We start from the raw sequence: 24590 nt of genomic DNA on the forward strand, positions 1-24590 counted from the left end.
ATGCCCCAAAAAAACAGCCCGGCAGGCCCACCGGCGGCGACTGGCCCGGCGGCTGAACCGGGCGATATCCTCCAGGCCGCCGCCACGACCGACATCGAGCTCAAGCGCCTGATGGAGGCGATCTACCTCAAGTACAGCTACGATTTTCGTGATTATTCCGGCGCCTCGCAAAAACGCCGCGTGCTGTATGCGCTGACGCAACTGGCCTGCCCGAGCATTTCCGAGCTGCAGTCCCGGGTGCTAGACGACCCGAGGATGTTTCAGCAGGTGCTCCAGTACCTGACGATACCGGTCAGTGAAATGTTTCGCGATCCGTCTTTTTTTCTGGCCCTGCGCCAGCAGGTGGTGCCGCACCTGCGCACCTATGCGTCCATCAAGGTGTGGATCGCCGGCTGCAGCACCGGGGAAGAGGTGTACTCGCTGGCCATCTTGCTGCGTGAGGAAGGCTTGCTTGAGCGTTCGCTTATTTATGCCACCGACATCAACCCGGTTTCCCTGGACAAGGCGCGGCAAGGCATCTTTCCGCTGAGCAGCATCCGCGGCTTCACCGCCAACTACCAGCAGTCCGGCGGCCAGCAGGCCTTTGCCGACTACTACACCGCCGCCTACGCGGCGGCCATTTTCGACAAGTCGCTGCGGGAAAACATCGTGTTTGCCGACCACAGCCTGGCCACGGACAGCGTGTTTTCGGAAACCCAACTGGTGCTGTGCCGCAATGTGCTGATCTATTTCAACAAAAAGCTGCAGGACCGCGCTTTTGGACTGTTTCACGAATCCCTGGGGCATCGCGGCTTCCTGGGCCTGGGCAGCAAGGAAAGCATTGATTTTTCCAGCTATGCCACCCGTTTCGAACCGCTGGTGCGCGCCGAGCGGATCTTTCGCAAACGACCAGGGCTGGTGTGATGGACGCGTTGACCCAGGCGAAAGTGCAGCGCGTCCAGGCGGTGGTGATCGGCGCTTCGGCCGGCGGCGTGGATGCGCTGATGGAGATCCTGCCCGGACTGCCCGCCGGCTTTGGCTTGCCGCTCGTGGTGGTGCTGCACCTGTCGGAAAGCCATCACAGCCAGCTGGCGGCGATTTTCCGGCGGCGCATGTCCATGCAGGTGCGGGAGGCAGCGGACAAGGAAACCTTGACGCCGGGAACGCTCTACTTTGCACCGCCGGGCTACCATTTGCTGGTCGAGACAGACCATTCGCTGTCCCTGAGTTGCGAAGCGCATGTGCATTTCTCGCGTCCGTCGATCGATGTGCTGATGGAGTCGGCCGCCGACGCCTACGGCTTGAATCTTGCGGGAATCCTGCTGACCGGCGCCAATGCGGATGGCGCCCGGGGGCTGGATAAAATTGGCCGACAAGGCGGCCTGAGCGTGGTGCAGGACCCGGCCGAAGCGCGCATGCCCGTGATGCCGGAAGCGGCCATCCGCCTGCGCCAGCCCGACCTGATTCTTGATTTGAAAAGCATCCACAGCCTGCTGCTGGAAATGGGAAAGAATTCATGCTGAACGACAACAACGTCAACGTTCTGATCGTTGACGACCTCCCCGACAACCTGCTGGCGCTTGAAGCCGTCATCCGCCTGGAAGGCCGGACAATTTTTCAGGCTTCCAGCGGCGAGGAAGCGCTGGCCCTGCTCTTGAGCCATGAATTTGCGCTGGCCATCCTGGATGTCCAGATGCCGGGCATGAACGGCTTCGAGCTGGCCGAGCTGATGCGCGGTACCGAAAAAACGCGCCATATTCCCATCGTCTTCGTCACGGCGGCGGGCAAGGAGTCGAACTTCGCGTTCAAGGGCTATGAAAGCGGCGCCGTTGACTTTTTGTACAAGCCGCTCGATGTGCAGGCGGTGCAATCCAAGGTGAATGTGTTTGCCCTGCTTTACCGGCAGCGCCTGGAGACCCGGCGCCAGGTGCTGGCGCTTGAAAAAAGCAGGAAGGAGCAGGAAGCGCTGCTGGCAAGCCTGCAGGCCACGCAGATGGCACTGCAAAAGGCCCTGAACATGCGCGACGAGTTCATGTCGGTGGTGGCGCATGAACTGCGAACGCCCCTGAACACGCTCTTCATGGATGTCCAGATGCGCAAAATGCTGCTGGAGCGCGGCAAGCTGGCCGTTTTCGATGCCGCCTACCTGGAAAAAATGGTCGCGCGTGACCAGCGCCAGGTCCAGAGCATGGTGCGACTGATCGACGACATGCTCGATGTCACGCGCATCCGCAGCAACCGGCTGTCGATCCGCACCGGCCCGGTCGATTTGCCGGCATTGCTCGGCCGCGTGGTGGGCAACCTGAGCCACCAGGCACAGGCTGCCGGCAGCGCCATCACCCTGCATGCCGACCAGCCGGTGACCGGTTGCTGGGACGAATTCAGGATCGAGCAGGTGGTGACCAACCTGCTGACCAATGCGCTGCGTTACGGCAACGGCAAGCCGGTGGAGGTCAGCCTGGTTTTGCTGGGCGACAGCGTGGCCCTTCAGGTTCGCGACCAGGGAAAGGGCATACCGGCCCGGGACCAGCAGCGTATCTTCGATCCCTTCGAGCGGGCCGTGGGCCAGGACGACAGCACGACCGGCCTGGGGCTGGGGCTGTACATCACCCGGCAGCTGGTCGAAGCACATGGCGGAACCATCAGGGTGCAGAGCCGGGAGACCGAAGGCGCGTTGTTCAGCGTTGCACTGCCGCTGGCGGTGCCTGCCACCGCACCCCTGTAACCTGCCCGCATGCCTGCGTACAGGCGGGCACGCGGCGCACGGCCAGGGAGCATGAGAAAATGGCCGATTGAATTCAGACAACGACAGGACTTTCCCCATGGACGCAGAACACATCAACACCATTTCCAACCAGATCGAGGACCTGAGCAACCGGGTGAATGAACTCAGGGGGTATCTTTGACTACCCTGCCAAAGCCCGAAAACTGAACGAAGTCAACGCCGCGCTCGAAGATCCGAAGGTCTGGGACAACCCCAAGCGCGCGCAGGAACTCGGCCGCGAGAAAAAATCGCTCGAAGACGTGGTGCTGATCCTGGACCGGCTTGAGCAAGAGCTGGCGGACAACACCGAGCTGTTCGAGATGTCGAAGGACGACAACGACGAAGCCGGCATGCGCGCCATCGAAGGTGAAGCTGCCAAGGTGGCCGCAGAAGTCGAAAAAATGGAATTTCGCCGGATGTTCAACAACCCGGCCGATCCGCTCAATTGCTTTCTCGACATCCAGTCCGGCGCCGGCGGCACTGAAGCCTGCGACTGGGCCAGCATGCTGCTGCGCCAGTACCTGAAGTACGCCGAGCGCAAGGGCTTCAAGACCACGATTGAAGACGAGTCCGCAGGCGACACCGCCGGCATCAAGGGCGCGACCATCAAGATCGAAGGCGAATACGCCTTTGGCCTGCTGCGCACCGAAACCGGCGTCCACCGGCTTGTGCGCAAGTCGCCGTTCGACTCGTCGGGCGGACGCCATACGTCGTTTGCCTCGGTGTTTGTCTATCCGGAGATTGATGATTCGATCGAAATCGATATCAACCCGGCTGACGTGCGCACCGACACCTACCGCGCCAGTGGCGCCGGCGGCCAGCACATCAACAAGACCGACTCGGCCGTTCGCCTGACGCACATCCCGACCGGCATCGTCGTGCAGTGCCAGGAAGGCCGCTCGCAGCACGGCAACCGCGATGTCGCCTGGAAGCGCCTGCGCTCGCGGCTGTACGACTTCGAGTTGCGCAAGCAGCAGGAAGCGCAGCAAAAGCTCGAAGACACCAAGACCGACGTCGGCTGGGGCCACCAGATCCGCAGTTATGTGCTGGACAACAGCCGCATCAAGGACTTGCGCACCAACTACGAAACCTCTGCCACGCAAAAAGTGCTGGACGGCGACCTGGATCCGTTTATTGAAGCGTCCCTGAAACAGGGCGTCTGATGGCGGCACACACCGTCTGTTTTTGAATTTTTGGATGTTTTAGGAACCAGCCATGCTGCAAATGCTTGACGGAACAGGACCCGGCGCTGCCGTGGTCATCAACCGCGCCGACTACCTGGCCCCGGCCTACTGGATCGACACGGTTGACCTGTGCTTTGACCTGGACCCGGCCAAAACCCGCGTGCTCAACAAGATGACGTTGCGCCGCAACCCCGAGGTGCCGGCGCAGCCGCTCCGGCTGGATGGCGAGGAACTCAATCTGGCGCGGGTGCTGGTCAACGGGCAAGGCACGTCCTTCAAAATGGAAGGCGGCCAGCTGGTGCTGTGCGACCTGCCCGATGCATTCGAGCTGGAAATCTTCACCACCACCTGCCCGTCCAAGAACACCAAGCTGATGGGCCTGTACGTCAGCAACGACTCCTTTTTCACCCAGTGTGAAGCCGAGGGTTTCCGGCGCATCACCTATTTCCTGGACCGCCCGGACGTGATGGCGAGCTACAGCGTCACGCTGCGCGCTGACAAGGCGAAATACCCGGTGCTGCTGTCCAACGGCAACCTGGTGGCGCACGGCCCGCTGGAAGACGGGCCGAACGGCGCGCGGCATTTCGCCAAATGGGTCGATCCGCACCGCAAGCCCAGCTACCTGTTTGCGCTGGTGGCCGGTCAATTGGTGGCGCGCGAGCAGCGCATCACCACGCGCGCCGGCAAGGACCACCTGCTGCAGGTCTATGTGCGGCCCGGCGACCTTGACAAGACCGAGCATGCCATGCTTTCGCTGATGCATTCGGTCGCCTGGGACGAAGCGCGCTTTGGCTTGAAGCTCGACCTGGAGCGCTTCATGATCGTCGCCACCAGCGACTTCAACATGGGCGCGATGGAAAACAAGGGCCTGAATATCTTCAACACCAAGTACGTGCTGGCAAACCAGGCCACCGCCACCGACGTTGATTTCTCGAACATCGAAAGCGTCGTCGGCCACGAGTACTTCCACAACTGGACCGGCAACCGCATCACCTGCCGCGACTGGTTCCAGCTGAGCCTGAAAGAAGGCCTGACGGTGTTCCGCGACCAGGAGTTCTCGCAGGATTTGTGCGCCGCGCCTTCAGCCCGTGCCGTCAAGCGCATCGAGGACGTTCGCGTGCTGCGCACCGCCCAGTTCCCCGAAGACGCCGGCCCGATGGCGCACCCGGTGCGGCCTGACAGCTACATCGAGATCAGCAACTTCTACACCGTCACCATTTACGAAAAAGGCGCCGAAGTCGTCCGCATGATGCAGACGCTGGTGGGCCGCGAGGGCTTCGCCAAGGGCATGACGTTGTACTTCGAGCGGCACGACGGCCACGCCGTGACCTGCGACGATTTTGCGCAGGCCATTGCCGACGCCAACCCGGCGTCCGACCTGTCGCGCCTGTTGCCGCAGTTCAAGCGCTGGTACAGCCAAGCCGGCACGCCACGGCTGCAAGCGCAGGGCGTGTACGACGCCGCCGCGCGCAGCTACACGCTCACGCTGGCGCAAAACTGCGCACCCACGTCGGGCCAGCCAGACAAGGAGCCGTTCGTGATTCCGGTCAGCCTGGGCCTGCTCGGCGCGGACGGCCAGGATTTGCCGCTTCAACTGGACGGCGAAACCGTTCCGGCTGCAGGCACACGCACCGTCGTGCTGACGCAGGAGCGCGAAAGCTTCACTTTCGTCAACATCGACGCCGAACCGGTGCCTTCCATCCTGCGCGGCTTCACCGCGCCGGTCGTGTTGGAATTTGCCTATACAGATGCCCAGCTGCTGCACCTGCTGGCGCACGACAGCGACCCCTTCAACCGCTGGGAAGCCGGCCAGCGCCTGGCTGTCAACCAAGCTGTTGACGCTATTAAAAAAATAGCTGCAAGTGCAGACAGATCAAGCGCAAACGTGCTAAATGATGCCTATTTGAATGCCATGCGCGAGGTATTGCGCCATCCGTCGCTCGATTCGGCCTTCAAGGATTTGGTGCTGACGCTGCCGTCCGAAACTTACCTGGCCGAGCAACTTGACGTGGTCGATCCGCAGCACATCCATGCGGTGCGCGAAGCCATGCGCCAACAGCTGGCCTCCGCACTCCAGCCCGACTGGGAAGCGGCGTACGAAGCGAACCACGACACCGGTGCCTACACACCCGACCCGGTGTCCAGCGGACGCCGGGCGCTGACCGGCATGGCGCTGACGCACCTGTGCCTGGCCGCGCGGGAAAGTGGCGACAGCGTATGGCCAGGCAAGACGCTGCAGCGTTTCAAGGACGCCGGCAACATGACCGATCGCTTCAACGCCCTGGCGGCCCTGGTGTCCAGTAGCCATCCGCTGGCGGCCCAGGCACTGGTCCTGTTCCATGCCATGTTCAAGGGTGAGCCGCTGGTCATCGACAAATGGTTCAGCCTGCAAACCGGCGCGCCCGACCGTGGCGGCAATATCCTGCCGGCTGTCAGGCAACTGATGAAACATGCTGACTTCAGCCTTAAAAACCCCAACCGCGCCCGCAGCGTCATCAGCACGTTCTGCCAGGGCAACCCGGCTGGTTTTCACCGGCTTGACGGCGCCGGCTATGCCTTCTGGTGTGAACGTGTGGTGGAACTCGACGCCCTCAATCCACAGGTCGCCGCCAGGCTGGCACGCGCGCTGGACCGCTGGAGCAAACTGGCCGAACCCTACCGCAGCCAGGCGCACCAGGCGATTTCCCGCGTTGCTGCCCGAACCGACCTGAGCAAAGACACGCACGAAGTGGTGACGCGCGCCCTGGGCCATTGACCGGCTGGCATTCCAATTACCCACCCCACCCTGTTAACGGAGTTCCTGATGCCCAAAAATATTTCCCTTACACGCTACCTGGTCGAGCAGCAGCGCATCGACGGCCATATTCCGCCCGAGTTGCGCTTGCTGATCGAAGTGGTGGCCCGCGCCTGCAAAGGCATCAGCCAGGCCGTCAACAAAGGCGCGCTGGGCGATGTGATGGGCACGGCCGGCAGCGAAAACGTGCAGGGCGAGATCCAGAAAAAGCTCGACATCATCGCCAACGAAGTGCTGATCGAGGCAAACGAATGGGGCGGCCATCTGGCCGCCATGGCCTCGGAGGAAATGGACAGCATTTACGTGGTGCCCAACCGCTACCCGCAGGGTGAATACCTGCTGATGTTTGACCCGCTCGACGGCTCCAGCAACATTGATGTCAATGTCAGTATCGGCACCATTTTCAGTGTGCTGAAAAAGGCCGAGGGCAACCATGGCGTCGAGGAAAGCGATTTTCTGCAGGCGGGCTCCAGCCAGGTAGCGGCCGGTTACTGCGTCTATGGTCCGCAGACCACGCTGGTGCTGACCGTGGGCGACGGCGTGGCCATGTTCACGCTGGACCGCGAGCAGGGCTCGTTCCTGCTGATCGAGGAAAACGTGAAAATTCCGGACAACACCCAGGAATTTGCCATCAACATGAGCAACATGCGGCACTGGGACGAGCCGGTCAAGCGCTACATCGATGAATGCCTCCAGGGCAAGGAAGGCCCGCGCGGCAAGGACTTCAATATGCGCTGGATTGCCTCCATGGTCGCCGACGTGCACCGCATCCTGTGCCGGGGCGGCGTATTTTTGTACCCGTGGGACAAGCGCGAACCCGAAAAAGCCGGCAAGCTGCGCCTGATGTACGAAGCCAACCCGATGAGCTGGCTGATCGAACAAGCCGGCGGCGCCGCCACCAATGGCAAGCAACGCATCCTCGACCTCCAGCCGACCAAACTGCACGAGCGTGTCAGCGTGATACTGGGCTCGAAAAATGAGGTGGAGCGGGTTACCGCCTATCACTCCGGGCTATAATCAAGGGCTTAAGCCGGTGTAGCTCAGTCGGTAGAGCAGCTCATTCGTAATGAGAAGGTCGGGTGTTCGATTCATCTCTCCGGCACCAAATTGGACAAGGGTTCATTGCTATGAAAATAGTAGTGAGCCCTTTTTCTTTGGCGACTGCAGACCAGTTACACAGTTATCTCAGCTTGTCGAGGCTGACGATTCACAGGGTTGTTTGTCAAGGTTTGTGCTGCTTGACTTTCTTTGCGGTTATTCTTGTTTTCCACTGTTGAACCAGGCCAGCGGCTGGCTTGGGGTACAAAGCAGAAAATTTGAATGAATCAGTCAACACAGCTTCAATAAACCCTTCACTCCTGATACAAAAGACTGAAAAATTTTCAGCCTTTGGATCACCAAAGCGGGTAAAACGGTGCGCCCTGGAAATTGATACTGCATTTTTTTATACACTGAACTTTCAAGACGCCCTCGCCTCCCACTACGCCATGCGCCATCTGTTCCTCATCTTCATGATCGCCCTGCTGCCTTTGCGCGGCTGGGCCAGTGATGCAATGGCGACGGGGATGGTCACGGCGCTGCAACAGCAAACTGCTGCAAAAACACCAGCCACTCACGCCCATCAAGCAGGGGTGAAAGCGCATCAGGATGCCGAAACCTTGGTGGCCGATCCAGCTCGAACGGCAGCCGACTGCGCAAGTCATGCCGCCGGCGGAAACGACCATGCAGATGACACGCACTGCAGCACCTGCAGCGTCTGTCAGACCTGCCATACGGTCGCGTTGACGCCTGCGGCTGCCGATGTGAACACCGCTTTCAACCCACGCACACTGCCCCGCGCAGTCGCCTGCCAATTTGTCAGTGCCGAACACGCACTCGGCGAAAAACCACCGATTTCCTGATCTTCAGGCCCGTATTGGGTCTGTACTTGCTGCCGGCACAGCCCTCTGTGGCTTCTGCATCGCACGCGATGCCCCGACAACCGCGATTTCCCCATCGCACCGCTTGTATTTCAGGAGATTTTCGTGAGCATTCACCCCTATTCAAACCTGCCCGTTGCACTGGCCCTGCTGGCGGGGTCCCTGTGGATTCCCCAGGCCAGTGCGCAGGACTCTGCTTCTGCAGCCTCGCCATCAAACCCCGTCACGCCAGCCGCCACGGCACAGGCAACTCCATCGCCTTACCGATCGGCGCTTGAGGACTACCAGCGCTACACCGACGAAAAGACGGTCAACTGGAAAGACGCCAACGACGCCACCGCGCGCATCGGGGGCTGGCGCGAGTACGCCAGGGAAGCCAGTCAAGCGCAGGCTCAAGAGCGTTCTTCCATGCCCGATTCCGGCGCAGCACCGGCCAAACCGTGACAGGAACAACCACCATGAAAAAGATTTTTCGATTGACCGCGCTGACTGCGGCCAGCCTCGTGCTTGCCGGCTGCGCATCGGTCAATATGGACCAAGCCGTGCGGGACACGAATGACTCCACGAGCACATTTACCCAAGGCAAACTCGAGCTCAGCCGCACCGGGCAGCAAAACCAGGCCAGGGCTAAGCTGAGCAGCGAGTTGCTGGCCAAACCCCTGAACATGGATGAGGCCGTACAACTCGCGCTGGCCAACAGCCCGGCGGTGCAAACCCTGCTGGCCCAAAGCTGGTCCGACATGGCCCAGGCCAACCAGACTGGCCGCATCGCCAACCCGGTCTTCACATTCGAGCGAATCCGCTTTGCCGACGAACTGGAGCTCGGCCGGTTGTTGTCGTTCGGCTTGCTGGATTTGCTGACCCTGCCACGGCGCCTGGAGATTTCGCGCAGCCAGATGGCACAGGCCAGGGTACAGCTCAGCGCCAATGTGGTCGAGCAGGTCACGCAGGTTCGCCAGACCTGGGTGCGCGCTGTCGCCGCGCAGCAGTCCTTGGCGTATGCAAACCAGGTCAACCGCAGTGCCCAGGCCAGCAGCGAACTGGCCAAGCGCATGCAGCAGGTCGGTAACTTCACGAAGCTGCAGCGCGTGCGCCAGCAAAGCTTTTATGCCGACAGCGCGGCCCAGCTGGCGTCCAGCCAGCATGCCAGCACCACGGCCCGGGAAGAACTGGTCCGGCAACTGGGCTTGACCGACGCGCAAGCCGGGCAACTCCAGCTGCCCGAGCGCCTGCCCGACCTGCCCAAGGCGCCTTTGCAGGCTGCCGTGGTCAATGCCAACGCCCCCCAGCAGCGCCTTGATGTGCAGATTGCCCGCAACCAGCTGGAAATGGCGGGCAAATCGCAAGGTTTGAACCTGATCACCAGTCTGGTTGACGTGGAGCTTGGGGTGCGCCGCGACACCGTGTTCGACAACGCAGCAGGCACCAGCACGCCACGCAAAGGCTACGAGCTGGGCATTCGCCTGCCGATTTTCGACTGGGGCACGGCCAAGCGGGATGCCATGAACGCGCAGTCGCTGGCAGCGGCCAACCGCTACGAAAGCACGGTTCGCGGCGCATCGTCGCAGTTGCGCGAAAGCTATTCGGCCTACCGCACCGCCTACGACGTGGCGCGCCACTACCGCGATGAAATCGTTCCGCTGCGCAAAATCATGGCTGAAGAAAACATCCTGCGCTACAACGGCATGCTGATCGGGGTGTTCGAGTTGCTGGCTAACAACCGCGACCAGATCGCCAGCGTCACCGCCGCCCTCAACGCCTACCAGCAGTTCTGGCTGGCCGATGCCGCACTGGCTGCATCGATGACCGGCAAACCGACCGCATTGGCCATGGCCTCGCCTGCCGCCGGTGGTGAGCAAGCGGCTGGCCACTGAATCCAGTCACGCCCAGATTCACAAAAAACATTGAACAAAACTCCCATGAAAAACAGAAGAAATTTCCTGACCGGTGCAGGCGCCATCACCACGGCGGTGGCAGCCGCGGCGGTGAGCCGGGTGGCCATGGCCGCATTGCCCGAGCCCGTCTTCCAGACCACGCCCGACACCATGGCGCCGCTGGTGCCCAGCACGGGCCGACCCTACAACCCGGTGGTCACCCTCAATGGCTGGACGCTTCCCTGGCGCATGAACAATGGCGTGAAGGAATTCCACCTGGTGGCCGAACCCGTGGTGCGCGAGATGTCGCCCGGCTTCAAGGCCCATCTGTGGGGCTACAACGGCCAGTCGCCCGGGCCCACGATCGAAGTGGTCGAAGGCGACCGGGTGCGCATCTTTGTCACCAACAAGCTGCCCGAGCACACCAGCGTGCACTGGCATGGCCAGCGCCTGCCCAACGGCATGGATGGCGTGTCGGGCCTGACGCAGAAAGCCATTCCGGTGGGCAAGACGTTTGTCTATGAATTCGTGGCCAGGCGTCCCGGCACCTTCATGTACCACCCGCATGCCGATGAGATGACGCAAATGGCCATGGGCATGATGGGTTTCTGGATCACGCACCCCCGGGCGTCTCATCCCTTGATTGACGAGGTGAACCGCGACTTCGTGTTTTTGCTCAACGCCTACGATATTGATCCGGGCGCCTACACCCCCAAGATCATGACCATGCTGGACTTCAACCTGTGGAGCTGGAACAGCCGGGTCTTTCCGGGCATCGACCCGCTGGTGGTACGCAAAAACGACAAGGTGCGCATCCGCATGGGTAACCTGACGATGACCAACCACCCCATGCACATCCACGGCCACGAGTTCACGGTGACGGGTACCGACGGCGGCCCGACCCCGAAGTCAAGCCGCTGGCCCGAAGTCACCACCGACGTTGCGGTGGGACAGATGCGCCAGATCGAATTTTTGGCCAACGAAGAAGGCGACTGGGCCTTTCATTGCCACAAGAGCCACCACACGATGAACGCCATGGGCCATGACGTGCCCACGATGATCGGCGTGGACCACCGAAAAGTCGCCCGGGACATCACCAACCTCATTCCCGACTACATGGTGATGGGAGAGCGCGGCATGGCCGACATGGCCGAGATGGAAATGCCCTTGCCGAACAACACCGAACGGATGATGACCGGCGAGGGGCCCTTCGGCTCGGTGGAGATGGGGGGCATGTTCAGCATGGTCAAGGTGCGCAAGGACCAAAAGGCCGGCGACTACAAGGACCCGGGCTGGTACCAGCATCCGGCAGGCAGTGTGGCTTATGAATGGACAGGTGCCTTGCCCAATCCGGCACGCTTTGCCGCTGAAGGCGGCCAGTCCATGAAGGCGCAGAACATGCCGCTGAAGGAAGTCGAAGTTCAGGTCCGCAAGCCCGTCATGGGCGGTATGGGCGGTATGGGTGGTATGGGCGGTATGGGCGGTATGAAGCACTGACTGTCAGCACGTCATCAATCCAAAAAAGGCATCTCATGCACCATCGATTTACTATTAAAACAATAGCTGAAAACGCCCTGTTTACTGGCGCATATGCCTGCTTTTATCAAAATTTCAATCATTTGGCCAGCATGCAGGCTGGCGCTGGCCCGGCCACCTCACTTTCCCTATTCCCACTCTTGAAAGGTATCTCATGAAATCACGCAACCTCCTGATCGCGATTCCCGGAATTTTTCTGGCCATCACAGCCATGGCTGGAGGCAACCACGCAGGCGGCCATGGCGGTGTCGATGAAATCGGCAAGCCCGGCGTCGCCGCCAATGTGACGCGCACCGTGAACGTCGACATGACTGACGACATGCGATTTCACACTTCTAAAATCGCCGTCAAACAGGGGGAAACCATCCGCTTTGTCGCCAAAAACTCGGGTCAGGTCAAGCACGAAATGGTGCTGGGAACTGCCAAGGAGCTCAAGGATCACTACGAGGTGATGAAGAAGAATCCCGAGATGGAACACGCCGATGAAAACATGGTGACGGTTGCGCCGGGCAAGAGCGGCGAAATCATCTGGCATTTCACCAAGGCCGGCAAGGTGGACTTTGCCTGCCTGCAGCCTGGCCACTATGACGCCGGCATGAAAGGTTCACGTGACCAGGGTCAAAACACCAGTGGGCCTCTCGCAGGCCTCTCGTTAATTTTTTGTCTGTGAGTTGGTTTTAACCTGTCGGAACTTATTATGAAAAAACGTTCTTTTCTTCAAGCTGCAGCCGTGCTGGCTGCCGGCGCTGGAACAGCTTTTGGTTTGCCCGTTTTTGCGCAAGCCAGGCCTTTGGTGGAAGTGTGGAAAGATCCGAGTTGTGGCTGCTGCGGCGACTGGGTGAGCCACATGCAAGCCAGCGGCTTTCAGGTCCAGGTTCACGATACGGGCAATGCATCGGCAAGAAAACGGTTAGGCGTGCCAGACAAAATGGGTTCCTGCCACACTGCAGTGGTGGCGGGTTATGCCCTTGAGGGGCATGTGCCCGCACGCGAGGTGCACCGTCTGCTGAAGGAACGACCACGTGCGGTCGGCCTGGCGGTGCCGGGTATGCCGGTTGGCTCACCGGGCATGGATGGACCCGCCTACAACGGGCGCAAGGACCCGTATGACGTCGTGCTTTTGCTCTCAAGCGACAAGTCGCGGGTGTACCAGTCCTACCCCACCCAAATTTCTGCCAAATCCTGAAAGAAAACACCATGAACTCAAAATCAGTCAAGTCAATGTTGATCCTGACCGCCATCCTGGTCAGCACTTCGACTGCCTATGCAACCTCCCATGGCAGCGCACCCATGATCAAGGACGATGCGAAAAAAGAAATATCTGTGGCGGCATCCGTCGACATGACAGAAGGCGAAATCAGAAAAGTGGACATGTCCACCAAGAAAATCACCATCAAGCATGGCGAGATCAAGAACCTGGACATGCCGGGCATGACCATGGTGTTCCAGGTCAAAGACCCGGCCCTGCTGGAACAAGTAAAGGCGGGCGACAAGGTTCGCTTTAAGGCAGAAAAAACCGGTGGGGCAATTGTCGTGACGGACATTCAGTCAGCCAAGTAATCAAAAAGCCGAATCGGGACCTGCTAATGCAGCCTGGTCCCTTCCTGTTCAGACCACGCTCAAAAACGGACGCTGCGCCGGAATAGCCTCAAGCAAGCTCAATGTCTCGGGGATATGCTGGCAGCAAGGCACGGCGCAGAAACGCGAAGTACAGGCACTGCGCAACAAGCCAGCGGCCGCAAACAAGCAGCATCCGGGCGGGCACCTGCAAACGCCGGGAGACTGTCAGGGTGTCACGCTGATGCCATTGGGGCCCTTGCCTACGGAAACGGTCTTCACGACCTTGCGGTCCTTCACATCGACCATGGAAACCGAGTTGGCGTAGCTGTTGGTCACATAGGCATACCTGCCATCACGATCGACGACCACGCATGGGCACCAGCGCCGGTCACCACTGTCTTTACGACCTTGAAACTCTCCAGATCGATCATGCTGACGGTCTTGCCAGGTTTCTTGCGCGTGCCCTGGTTGGCCACGAGCAGCATGCGCGAGTCCGGCGTGGCATACAGCTGGATCGGCACTGTTCCGACCGCAACCTTGCGAATCACCTTGGGCGTGGCGGTATCAATCACTGCGACCGCGTTTTCTTCCGACAGCGAGACAAAGGCAAAGCGACCGTCCGGCGTGAAGCCGACCTGTGCCGGGCCCCTGCCGGCCGGCACCTGCCCGACCTCCTTCTGGCTGGCGGTATCGATGACTGACACGGTACCGCCCTTGAGGTTGGCGACCCAGACCTGCTTGCCGTCCGGGTTGAACCGAAGGCCGTGGGGAAACTTGCCGACCGGAATTGTCGCCACGAGGCGTTGTGCGGATGTGTCGATCACGCTGACCGTGTCATCGCCACCGTTGGTGACGTAGGCAAAGCGGCCATCGGGCGACACCACCACGTGGGCCGGATGCATTCCAACCGCAACCTTGGCGACGACAGCATTTGTCACGGTGTCGATAGCCCAGACAGCCCCCGGCTTCCCCATGGCATCATGGTCGCCATTGGCCATGTCCTTGTGCGCAGACGCATCGGCTGCCTGACCACGCTCGCCATTGTTGGTCACCCATACGAGCTTGCCGTCGGGCGAAACCTGCACGTTGTGCGGCATCTTGCCGACAGGCACGCTTGCCAGTGCCTTGAACGACACGGCATCGAGCACGCTGACCGTGTCAGAGCGCTCGTTGGCCACATAGACCTTGTCAACGGCCAATGCAGTGCCGGACCAGGCCAGCAGGCCAATTTGTATCGTCGTTAAAAACCATTTATTTTTACTTGCAGTCATCAATCAATCCTTCTTGTGTACCAACAGTTGGTTCGTCAGGTCGGGCTTGAGCCTGCACTGGCGGGTTATGGATGCCATCGCTCGGCACGCCCTCTTTCTTGTGCTTTCACATCTCCGGCAAGGGCAGTCGTTGCCGGCGACACGACCAAAAGAGCAGCCTCATAAGCGTCTGTTTCGCAAACGCAACGCATTGCCGATCACCGATACCGAGCTCAAGCTCATGACCAGCGCTGCGATCATCGGAGACAGCAGCCATCGTCCCGGATGTGACGTGCGGTCTTGGGCGCCAGGCCCAGCAGCGACTTGATGGCGGCTGAAGTCTGCGATCTGGCCCTGGGTTCGAGCACCTGCCCCAAAAGCGTGAGGGAGATGATGACGGCCGCTGCTTCGAAATACTCGGCCACGCGCCCCATGGAGATGAACGACTCCGGAAATACCTGCGGCGCCAGGGTCGCCACGACGTTGTAGACATAGGAGGCGCCCGTGCCCAGACCAATCAACGTCCACATATTGGGACTGCGATTCACCACGGATGCCCGTACATCACCAGCAGGACGTGAACATCACCTGGATCAGCAGCATTGGCCACCGCAACAAGAAGCCCGGCAGGATCAGGACAAAACTCACGCTGTGGATGCCGAATCACGGCATAAGGTCAGTGAGGGCCGGCTCAAGTCCTCTACGGAGCCGTTTCATGAGATTGGTTTCGTTATTTCGCTGGCGCAGACGGCATCCGGTCCATCATCATTTTCATCATGGTCTGCATCATCTCCATGCGCTTTTCCATCATCTGCTGGTGCGAGCCCATGTCGCCTGTCATCCCCTGCATGCTTTTCATTGCGCCCATGCCAGCGCCGGACATGCCCTCCATCATGGCCATGCCGTCCTGCATGGTTTTCATGTGTTCGGTCATAAGCTTGCTGCGCTCTTCCGGGGTTTTGGCGTTCATCATCTTGTCGTGCATACCCTGCATGGTCTTCATCTGTGCATCCATCCTGCCCATCTGATCAGGCGTGCCCATGCTGCTGGCAGACGCGCTGCCCATGGGCATCATCGGCGGAGCCGTGTTGCAGGCGGTCAATGCGATGGCGGCGGTGAGGGCAACGGCAAGGGGAACGAATCGGGAATGGGTCATGACAGACTCCTGGTTGGTGCAAGAAAAGTGGACAGCAGTGTGCTGCAGGAAAGCATCGAAGCGGGGGGTGATCTTCATATCTGTTTTTTGCGCCTGGGGCGCAAAAGCAAAAGCAAAAGCAAAAGCAAATTGGATTGGGGTGCGGACGCAGGCAGCAGAGCGCGAGGCCCAGCACCAGCGCCGGCGTGCTGCTAAATGGCCAGTCGCGAGAAGCGGACGCGGATGGGCAACTCAGGCGTGGCTGGCTGCACAACATTCATGTGGCGAAGCGTCGATATGACCGGTGCTACTTTGTTCCAAAGAACCAGAACCAGAAGCGCTGGGCCAGGATCGGCCTGGACGACCGTCGAGTCCTGCTTGGGAAAGGATCGGGAGCCATCGTCGCAAACCTTCAGGCACGGCGCCTTGAAATGCGGCTCGTCAATGCCATCGGCAACGGCGCCGGCGTGACCAGGCAATATTACGGACGCTTGCGCAGCAACTCCGGATGATGCATCTGTAGCGATGTGGGAATGCGTTTGACGCGCTTCCAGCAGGCACGCGTTAGCAACCCCTGAAGCCAGGGCAAACAGCCACACCAGCAACAGCATGAATGCGGTGTTGTGTATGGCACGGGTATTGTGAAAAAGCTTCATGTCAGTTGAAATCAGAGAAATTTCATCGTACGCGCATAGGGCAACAAACAACTGATTCACATCAACACACGCGGCATCAGCTTACAAGATGGACAAGCCACCGCTGAAGTCATGAGCCCGAGAAGAAGGAGTATGGGATCGTCACAGGCAAAAAACACGCAGCCATCAGCTGGTTTCGGATTCAGCACCGTGTGGAACTGTTCAGACTTGTAAAACCACTGGCATGAATTTTCGGGCAGCCAGCGTGTTGTGCTAGGTGCTGAAAGAGGGCTTGAAATGGATCGTAATTTTCATGGTGTTCAGAATTTCCTCTTCAACTCAGCCAAAGGGCAAGCGCTGAGAGCGTGATCAATAAAACAGGCAGCGTCAGCTCAATGCCAAAGTAGTAAGACCATGAAATTTTTATGCGCTCGATGGCCAGCAGATGCAGCCATTTCAGTCCCAATTCACAGCCTGTCACGTTGGCATAAATCATCGCTTCACGCACTGCTCCCTGGACAGAAGAAGCATCGATGGCCAAAGCGCCGATCAGCACGGTCGGCATGTTGTTCGTCACCGATAACAAAACGACTGTGAGCAATCCTGTCTCCATCGCTGCGTGCCATAAGCCCGTCCTCTGCGAATTGACTGAGCACTCCAGTCAGGTAGCCCGTGAGACCGGCATTGCGCGGACCATAGCCAACCAAGTACATGCCCAGAAAGAACCAGACAATTTTCCAAGATGCGGTTTTGATGATCTCGCCCGTAGTTATCACCTGCCCTTTCACAGTGGCTCCAGCAGCAAGGTGTAGTTAAAGTTGCAGACAGTCCAAAACCGCTGGCCATGGCTGCTATAAATGGCAACTCTGGGCATGAATCGTGCGTTCGGAACCATCGTCCAGTTTTCAGCGATACGGCCCAGTCCGCGTCCTACCTTCATTCATCGAAAGGCACCCTCAATGGCCATCCGTGTTGCGCTGCACCACAAAACCAGCTACCACTACGATCGCCTGGTCGCACTGTCACCGCATGAGGTTCGCCTGCGTCCGGCGCCCCATGCGCGTACCCCGATTCTTTCGTACTCGCTAAGCGTCACGCCAGAAGACCATTTCATCAACTGGCAGCAAGACCCGTACGGCAATTACATCGGTCGCTACGTATTTCCTGAAAAATCAGACAAGCTCGAATTCACGGTTGACCTGGTGGCGGACATGACCGTCATCAATCCGTTTGATTTTTTCGTCGAAAAATATGCCGAATTTTTCCCGTTCAGCTACCCGGTGCAACTGGCCGCCGAACTGAGCCCCTACCTGAAGGCAGACAAGCCCGGAGAATTGCTGGCGGCCTGGGTGGCGGCGGCGCGACGCGACCTGCTGAAGAAAAACCTGGCGACCAACGACTTTCTGGTGGCGGTGAACCAACGCCTGCAGGGCGACATTGCGTACTTGCTGCGCATGGAGCCCGGTGTTCAGACGCCGGAAGAAACACTGCAAAAACGCTCGGGATCGTGTCGTGACAGCGGATGGCTGCTGGTGCAGATCATGCGCGAGATGGGACTGGCCGCACGCTTCGTGTCGGGCTACCTGATCCAGTTACGCGCCGACCAGGCTTCGCTGGGCGGCCCGAGCGGAACCGAAGTCGATTTCACCGACCTGCATGCCTGGACCGAGGTGTATGTTCCCGGCGCCGGCTGGATCGGGCTGGACCCGACATCGGGCATGCTGGCCAGCGAAGGCCATATTCCGCTGGCCTGCACGGCCATGCCGTCGTCGGCGGCGCCGGTGACCGGCTTTACCGACAAGGCCGAAGTGACGTTCTTCCATGAAATGACGATCACGCGCATTCATGAAGACCCGCGTGTGACCAAGCCTTACAAGGAAGAAGACTGGCAAAAAATCAACCTGCTTGGCCAGCAGGTCGATGCCGACCTGAAGCGCCAGGATGTGCGCCTGACACAGGGCGGCGAGCCGACCTTTGTGTCCATCGACGACATGGACGGCGCCGAATGGAACACTCTGGCGCACGGCGACAAGAAGCGCGAACTCGCCGGCCAGCTCATGCATCGCCTGAAAAATCACTTTGCCCCGGGCGGGATGCTGCATTACGGCCAGGGAAAATGGTATCCCGGCGAACCCCTGCCGCGCTGGGCCCTGAACATTTACTGGCGCATTGACGGCCAGCCCATGTGGCTCGATCCCACGCTGTTTTCGGACGAGGCCCAACCCGACGGCTATGGCAGCGAAGAGGCCGAGCGCTTCTGCGCCGAGTTGGTCAAGGCGCTGGGCTTGCCGGCCCACAGCCAGATTCCCGCCTACGAAGATGTCCTGCAGCAAGCCCGGCTGGAGCAAGGCCTGCCGGTGAACCTGGACCCGCTGCAGGTTGATCTGAAGGCCCCGGAGCAGCGGCGGCGCCTGGCGCGCCTGCTGGAAGGTGGCCTGGGCCAGGTGGTGGGCTATGTGCTGCCGCTCAAGCCCCGGGACCTAGACCCGAGCATCGCCCTGGGAACCGCCTGGCGCACATCCCCCTGGCCGCTCAAGCGCGAGCATCTTTACCTGACCGAGGGGGACTCGCCTCTGGGGCTGCGCCTGCCGCTGAATGCACTGCCCTGGGTGAAGCCCGACGAAAAAGAGCCTGAATTCGATGTCGATCCCTTCGCACCGCAGACGCCGCTGGATGCCGGTCGAAAGGACAAACGCAGCACGGCCAAGGTGAAGAAGCCTGTTCCTGCCGATGAGCCGCCCGAGCCGCGCGAAGTCATCCACACCGCGCTGTGCGTGCAGGTGCGCGATGGCCGGCTGCATGTCTTCATGCCCCCGGTCAAACGCATCGAAGACTACCTGGCGCTGGTCACCTCGGTCGAGAACACAGCAGCCAGGCTCAAGCTCAAGCTGTGGATCGAAGGCTATCCGCCGCCGCGCGACCCGCGCATCAAACTGCTCAGCGTCACGCCCGATCCGGGTGTCATCGAGGTGAACATCCACCCGGCGGCGAGCTGGAACGAGCTGGTTTACAACATGACCACGCTGTACGAAGAGGCCCGGCTTACGCGCCTTGGCACCGAGAAGTTCATGGTCGATGGCCGCCATACCGGCACCGGCGGCGGCAACCACGCCACCCTCGGCGGCGCGACCGCCGAAGACAGCCCGATGCTGCGCCGGCCCGACCTGCTGAAAAGCCTGATCACCTACTGGCAGAACCATCCGGCGCTGTCGTATCTGTTTTCAGGCACCTTCATCGGGCCGACCAGCCAGGCGCCGCGCGTCGATGAAGCGCGGGACGACAACCTGTACGAGCTCGCCATTGCCTTCCAGCAGATGGACAAGGTGCTGCCCACCCTGCAGCCGGGCGACAAGCCCTGGATGGTGGACCGGCTGTTGCGTAACCTGCTGGTCGATCTGACCGGCAATACCCATCGCTCGGAATTTTCCATCGACAAGCTGTATTCACCTGACGGCCCGACCGGCCGCCTGGGTCTGGTTGAATTCCGCGCCTTCGAGATGCCGCCGCATGAGCGCATGAGCCTGCTGCAGATGCTGCTGCTGCGCGCGCTGGTGGCGCGTTTCTGGCGCCAGCCCTATCAGTCCAAGCTGGTTCACTGGGGCACCGCCCTGCATGACCGCTGGATGCTGCCGCATTTCGTGGCGCAGGATATCCGCGACGTGGTCAAGGATTTGCGCGCCTCGGGCTATGCCTTTGAAGAGCACTGGTTCGACCCGTTCATCGAGTTCCGGTTTCCCCGTTTCGGCACCGTCGTCTATGAAGGCGTCGAGATGGAACTGCGCCAGGCCATCGAGCCGTGGAATGTGCTGGGCGAGGAAATGACCGGCGGCGGCACGGCGCGCTATGTCGATTCGTCGGTGGAGCGCATGCAGTTGCGGGTGCGCGGGCTGACCGACGGGCGCCACGTGATTGCCTGCAATGGGCGCATGCTGCCGCTGCACCCGACCGGCGTTCCGGGCGAGTTTGTGGCCGGCGTGCGTTTTCGCGCCTGGAGCCCGTGGTCGGCCCTGCACCCGACCATCGGGGTGCAGGCGCCGCTGACCTTCAACCTGGTGGACACCTGGAGCGGCCGCGCCATTGGCGGCTGCACCTACCACGTCGTGCATCCGGGCGGTCGCAGCGAAGAGCATTCGCCGATCAATGCCAACGCGGCCGAGGCACGCCGGTTCGCGCGCTTTTGGTCGCACGGGCATACCCCGGGACCGATGAACGTGTATAAAGAAGAGTTGAATCCAGGCTTTCCCATGACGCTTGATTTGCGTTGGCAGCCTTATTGACCGTGCCCCTGCACGGTCGCCCGACGCGGATGCCTCGTTCTGAGTCATCCGCGTTTTTGCTACAGAAATAACCGATCCGATGTTGAATCAACTACTTGCCGGTTACCCGGCTTCGCCGGATAGTTTTGATGAAATGCTGGACGGCTCGGGCCAGCCACGCGCGCATTGGCGCACCCTTCTGGACAGCATGGCGCACGAAGCGCCTGATGTCATGCGCAAGCGCACCGAATCGGTGCAGCGGCAGGTGCGTGAAAACGGTGTGACCTACAACGTTTACACCGACGACAAAGGCGTGCAGCGCCCCTGGGACCTGAATGTCCTGCCAATGATCCTGCCGCACGGCGAATGGGCGGGGATCGAGGCTGCCGTGATCCAGCGCGCAACGCTGATGAACCGGCTTCTGATCGATGTCTATGGCGAACAAAAAATGCTGGCGGAAAGATTGCTGCCGCCCGCGCTGATTCACGGCCATGCCGGCTTCCTGCGGCCATGCCATGGCATGCAGCACAAGGACGGCGTCGCCCTGCACTTTTACGCCATCGACCTGGCCCGGGCGCCCAACGGCGGCTGGTGGGCCGTGGCCGACCGGACACAGGCGCCTTCGGGCGCCGGGTATGCACTTGAAAACCGCTCGGTCATCTCGCGGACCTTTCCAGATATGTTGCGCGATTTGAACGTTCAGCACCTGGCGGGCTTTTTTGACACCCTGCGCGACAGCCTGGCCAACTGGGGACGCCAGTGCGCCGCCAATGGCCATGGCATACCGCTGCGCGGCAGCGAAGCGCCGCTGATCGTCCTGCTGACGCCCGGGCCGTATAACGAAACCTATTACGAGCAAGCCTACCTGGCGCGTTATCTTGGATTGCCGCTGGTCGAAGGCAACGACCTGACGGTGAGGGACGGCATCGTCTGGCACAAGACATTGTCCGGCTTGCAGCGGGTGCATGTGATCATGCGCCGGGTTGATGACGACTACTGCGACCCGCTTGAGTTGCGCACCGATTCGGCGCTGGGCGTGGCCGGACTGACCGAGGCCGCCCGGCGCGGCAACGTGCTCATTGCCAACAGCCTGGGGTCAAGCCTGCTGGAGTCGGGTGCGCTGCTCGGCTTCCTGCCCTTGCTGTGCAAGCGCCTGCTGGGCGAGCCGCTCAAGATGCCATCCGTGGCCACCTGGTGGTGCGGCGAACCCGCTGCGCTGGAAGTGGTGATCAACCGGCTCGACCAGCTCATCATCAAACCGAGCTTTCCCCAGCTCCGGGAATTTCCTGTCTTTGGCAAAGACCTGACAGGGCCGGCGCGCACAGCCTTCATCAACAAGATGCGCGCCAATCCCAAGAACTACGTGGCGCAGGAACTGGTCCGGCTGTCCCAGGCGCCGGTATTGAATCCTGATGCGGGCGGCGGCCTGAGCGCCCGTGCCATCGGCCTTCGGGTCTATGCCTGCGCCACGCCAAAAGGCTATGTCGTGATGCCGGGCGGACTGACCCGCGTCGCAACCGGCCTGGATTCACGCATCATCACCATGCAGCGCGGTGGCGGCAGCAAGGACACCTGGATACAGGCCAGCAACCAGGTCGAGGTGCCCAGTCTGCTGAAACGCACCATCACCCGCCAGGATCTGGTGCGCGACGACACCCATATCTCCAGCCGCGTGGCGGAAAATCTTTTCTGGTTCGGCCGCAATGCCGAGCGTTGCGACAACACCGCCCGCCTGCTTCGGGTCGCGCTTAATTTCCTGTTCAATGTGGGACCGGCCAATCGCGGCGACGAATGGCCGACCGTGGTGGCGCTGTGCACCTGGTTCGGCCTGATCGAATTGAAGGAAAGCACGCCAGGTCAAAGCCATGCACAGGCCGGCAAGGCAGCATCTCTGCTGAGCGACAGCAAGGTTGAGGCAGAACTGATGCTGGCAGTGGCTTCACCCGACGTTCCGGGGCTGGCCAGGCAGCAGCAGCAGCTCTACCAGAGCGCCGGCCAGTTGCGCGAACGCTTTTCGGTTGACAACTGGCGCGCCTTCAACCAGATGGTGCAAGGCGTGTCCGGCGCTGACGCGCGGCTGTCGCAGTCGGAAGCCATGACCATTCTTGACGACGCCACCACCGCGCTGATGACCATGTCGGGCTTTGCTCTCGATGGCATGAGCCGCGACCTGGGCTGGCGTTTCATGTCCCTGGGTCGGCGGCTGGAACGCCTGCAGTTCCAGGCAGTGACGCTGCAGCATGCGCTCGGCATGCAAGCCAACGGCAGACTGGACTGGCTGCTGGAGCTGTCCGACTGCATCATCACCTACCGCGCCCGCTACCGTGCACAGCCCGAATGGCTGCCGCTGCTGGACCTGCTGCTGCTGGACGAAAGCAACACCCGCTCGATCCTGTTCCAGCTTGAAGGCGTGCTGAAGAGCCTGACGAAGATATCGCTGACCTACGGGCCGTGCGGCGAACAGGAACTGGCGCTGTTGAGGAACGAGCTGGTGTCGCTGGCGCCCGACACCGATCTGTATTGCGGCAATGCGCGTCTGATTGACCTGCTCCACCGTATCCGGGTGGCAAGTGCGGAGATGTCGGAACGGGTCAGCGTTCAATTCTTCAGCTACACCGGCCGTCACCCCACCAGGACGCACACAGCATGAATCCCTTGCCCCTGAGCGCTGTCGTGCGCGCCCGCTACCATGTCGTTCACGAAACCCAGGTGACCTACGGGAGCCCGGTGACGCTGTCGCAGCAATACCTGCACATGACGCCGAGGTCCTTTGCCTATCAGCAGATCGAGTCGCATGCGCTCTGGGTGACGCCGACAGAAAACGATGGTGTGGACGGGATGGATTATTTTGGCGACAAAACCCGCCAGATCACCATCACCGCACCGCACCAGAGCCTGCTGGTGCATGCCGAATCAACAGTCGCGCTGATGCAGCGGCCCGATCTGGACCGCCTCAAGGCAAGCGCTTCCTGGGAAAGCCTGCGAGACCGGCTGCAACAAGGCATGGATGCCCCCATGGCCGATGCTTTCCGCTATCTGTATGCCTCGCCGCATGTGATGTGCAGCCTTGAACTGGAAGCGTTTGCGCGCATCAGCTACACGCCGGGCCGGGCGCAACTTGATGCCGCACTCAACCTGACCCAGCGGATTTTTGACGAGTTCGATTTCGACGACACCGCAACCGACATTTCCACGCCACTGGACGAGGTGCTGCGCGGCCGCCGGGGGGTTTGCCAGGATTTTGCCCAGTTGATGATCGGCTGCCTGCGCAGCCTGGGCCTGCCCGCGCGCTATATGAGTGGCTACATCCTGACGCACCCGCCGGCCGGCCAGCCACGCATGATCGGTGCCGATGCGTCGCATGCCTGGGTGTCGGTTTTTTGCCCCGACCTGGGTTGGGTGGATTTCGACCCGACCAACCGCTGCCTGGTGCAGCACGAGCACATCACCCTGGGCTGGGGCCGCGACTTCAGCGATGTCACGCCGATGCGCGGCGTGGTGCTGGGCGGCGGCGAGCAGGAGCTTGAGGTGCGGGTGACCGTCACACCGCTGCCGCTGGACAACCTGTAGCGGCCGGGCAACCAGGAGCCGGCAAGTTACCCGGTTTGAGCGGCGATGGACGCTGCTTGCCGGCAGGCCGTGTCAACCCGTTGAAATCCGGCCCCCGTGCCGGTGCATCCTGTTTTTCCATTTCACCAAATTGA

Annotated in this window: 21 protein-coding genes, 1 tRNA gene and 2 pseudogenes; 18 read left to right on the forward strand and 6 right to left on the reverse strand. The window is 60.8% G+C overall.

The window, feature by feature from the left end:
* The 15 genes from GZ092_RS17950 to GZ092_RS18020 all read left to right on the forward strand — a co-directional run bounded on the left by GZ092_RS17950 (nt 1) and on the right by GZ092_RS18020 (nt 13610).
* Complete coding sequence (locus tag GZ092_RS17950; RefSeq protein ID WP_293638380.1) at nt 1-903, forward strand: CheR family methyltransferase; 903 nt, start codon at nt 1-3, stop codon at nt 901-903.
* Nucleotides 903-1502 carry a chemotaxis protein CheB gene (locus GZ092_RS17955; RefSeq protein ID WP_293638381.1) on the forward strand — a complete coding sequence of 200 codons (600 nt, stop codon included), beginning with the start codon at nt 903-905 and terminating at the stop codon, nt 1500-1502. Before GZ092_RS17950 ends, GZ092_RS17955 begins: the two co-directional genes overlap by 1 nt.
* Nucleotides 1496-2704 (forward strand): hybrid sensor histidine kinase/response regulator, encoded by a 1209-nt coding sequence (locus GZ092_RS17960; RefSeq protein WP_293638382.1) that lies wholly within the window; start codon nt 1496-1498, stop codon nt 2702-2704. Before GZ092_RS17955 ends, GZ092_RS17960 begins: the two co-directional genes overlap by 7 nt.
* A 97-nt stretch (nt 2705-2801) precedes the next feature.
* Nucleotides 2802-3906 (forward strand): peptide chain release factor 2 gene (prfB, locus tag GZ092_RS17965; protein WP_293638384.1). Its coding sequence is split into 2 segments (ribosomal slippage): nt 2802-2882 and nt 2884-3906, totalling 1104 coding nucleotides; the frame shifts between segments, so codons are not numbered across the junction.
* Between the two features lie 52 nt (nt 3907-3958).
* On the forward strand, nt 3959-6682 hold the full coding sequence (gene pepN / locus GZ092_RS17970) for an aminopeptidase N (protein ID WP_293638386.1): 2724 nt from the start codon (nt 3959-3961) through the stop codon (nt 6680-6682).
* 48 nt (nt 6683-6730) lie between these two features.
* A complete protein-coding gene (locus tag GZ092_RS17975; protein ID WP_293638388.1) occupies nt 6731-7738 on the forward strand; it encodes a class 1 fructose-bisphosphatase in 1008 nt (335 codons plus the stop codon).
* Between the two features lie 12 nt (nt 7739-7750).
* A tRNA-Thr gene (locus tag GZ092_RS17980) sits at nt 7751-7826 on the forward strand.
* Nucleotides 7827-8016: 190 nt separating this feature from the next.
* Nucleotides 8017-8622: a hypothetical protein gene (locus GZ092_RS17985; RefSeq protein ID WP_293638390.1), complete on the forward strand. Its 606-nt coding sequence runs from the start codon at nt 8017-8019 to the stop codon at nt 8620-8622.
* 123 nt (nt 8623-8745) lie between these two features.
* Nucleotides 8746-9084: a hypothetical protein gene (locus tag GZ092_RS17990; protein ID WP_293638392.1), complete on the forward strand. Its 339-nt coding sequence runs from the start codon at nt 8746-8748 to the stop codon at nt 9082-9084.
* A gap of 14 nt (nt 9085-9098) precedes the next feature.
* On the forward strand, nt 9099-10514 hold the full coding sequence (locus GZ092_RS17995) for a TolC family protein (protein ID WP_293638393.1): 1416 nt from the start codon (nt 9099-9101) through the stop codon (nt 10512-10514).
* 45 nt (nt 10515-10559) lie between these two features.
* Nucleotides 10560-12011 carry a copper oxidase gene (locus tag GZ092_RS18000; RefSeq protein ID WP_293638394.1) on the forward strand — a complete coding sequence of 484 codons (1452 nt, stop codon included), beginning with the start codon at nt 10560-10562 and terminating at the stop codon, nt 12009-12011.
* Nucleotides 12012-12046: 35 nt separating this feature from the next.
* Nucleotides 12047-12208, forward strand: coding sequence for a hypothetical protein (locus GZ092_RS18005; RefSeq protein WP_293638395.1), 162 nt, complete (start codon nt 12047-12049; stop codon nt 12206-12208).
* Nucleotides 12205-12720, forward strand: a complete 516-nt coding sequence (locus tag GZ092_RS18010) for a cupredoxin family protein (protein ID WP_293638396.1) — start codon at nt 12205-12207, stop codon at nt 12718-12720. The genes GZ092_RS18005 and GZ092_RS18010 overlap by 4 nt, the downstream gene beginning before the upstream one ends.
* Before the next feature lie 27 nt (nt 12721-12747).
* Nucleotides 12748-13236: a DUF411 domain-containing protein gene (locus GZ092_RS18015; RefSeq protein ID WP_293638397.1), complete on the forward strand. Its 489-nt coding sequence runs from the start codon at nt 12748-12750 to the stop codon at nt 13234-13236.
* 35 nt (nt 13237-13271) lie between these two features.
* Nucleotides 13272-13610 carry a copper-binding protein gene (locus GZ092_RS18020; protein ID WP_293638398.1) on the forward strand — a complete coding sequence of 113 codons (339 nt, stop codon included), beginning with the start codon at nt 13272-13274 and terminating at the stop codon, nt 13608-13610.
* A 225-nt stretch (nt 13611-13835) separates the two neighbouring features.
* Here the strand turns inward: GZ092_RS18020 and GZ092_RS18025 are convergent, their stop codons facing one another.
* The 6 genes and pseudogenes from GZ092_RS18025 to GZ092_RS18050 all read right to left on the reverse strand — a co-directional run.
* Nucleotides 13836-13946 carry a hypothetical protein gene (locus GZ092_RS18025; RefSeq protein WP_293638399.1) on the reverse strand — a complete coding sequence of 37 codons (111 nt, stop codon included), beginning with the start codon at nt 13944-13946 and terminating at the stop codon, nt 13836-13838.
* Complete coding sequence (locus tag GZ092_RS18030; RefSeq protein ID WP_293638400.1) at nt 13943-14881, reverse strand: beta-propeller fold lactonase family protein; 939 nt, start codon at nt 14879-14881, stop codon at nt 13943-13945. The genes GZ092_RS18025 and GZ092_RS18030 overlap by 4 nt, the downstream gene beginning before the upstream one ends.
* A 269-nt stretch (nt 14882-15150) precedes the next feature.
* Nucleotides 15151-15414: pseudogene (locus tag GZ092_RS18035) on the reverse strand (copper-transporting ATPase); the annotation flags it as partial.
* Between the two features lie 176 nt (nt 15415-15590).
* Nucleotides 15591-16016: a hypothetical protein gene (locus GZ092_RS18040; RefSeq protein ID WP_293638401.1), complete on the reverse strand. Its 426-nt coding sequence runs from the start codon at nt 16014-16016 to the stop codon at nt 15591-15593.
* A 191-nt stretch (nt 16017-16207) separates the two neighbouring features.
* On the reverse strand, nt 16208-16651 hold the full coding sequence (locus GZ092_RS18045; protein WP_293638402.1) for a hypothetical protein: 444 nt from the start codon (nt 16649-16651) through the stop codon (nt 16208-16210).
* Between the two features lie 313 nt (nt 16652-16964).
* Nucleotides 16965-17415, reverse strand: a pseudogene (locus tag GZ092_RS18050) (ArsB/NhaD family transporter); the annotation flags it as partial.
* A 174-nt stretch (nt 17416-17589) separates the two neighbouring features.
* Here GZ092_RS18050 and GZ092_RS18055 point away from each other — a divergent pair.
* From GZ092_RS18055 to GZ092_RS18065, 3 genes are all read left to right on the forward strand, one after another.
* Entirely contained in the window at nt 17590-20907 is a 3318-nt protein-coding gene (locus GZ092_RS18055; protein WP_293638403.1) for a transglutaminase family protein, read from the forward strand.
* 79 nt (nt 20908-20986) lie between these two features.
* Nucleotides 20987-23536: a circularly permuted type 2 ATP-grasp protein gene (locus tag GZ092_RS18060; protein WP_293638404.1), complete on the forward strand. Its 2550-nt coding sequence runs from the start codon at nt 20987-20989 to the stop codon at nt 23534-23536.
* The gene (locus tag GZ092_RS18065) at nt 23533-24456 is read left to right on the forward strand and encodes a transglutaminase family protein (protein WP_293638405.1); all 924 of its coding nucleotides are present in this window, start codon (nt 23533-23535) and stop codon (nt 24454-24456) included. The genes GZ092_RS18060 and GZ092_RS18065 overlap by 4 nt, the downstream gene beginning before the upstream one ends.
* The last annotated feature ends 134 nt before the right edge of the window (nt 24457-24590 follow it).

This window comes from Polaromonas sp. (assembly GCF_010365105.1).
Taxonomy (GTDB): Bacteria; Pseudomonadota; Gammaproteobacteria; order Burkholderiales; family Burkholderiaceae_C; genus Polaromonas.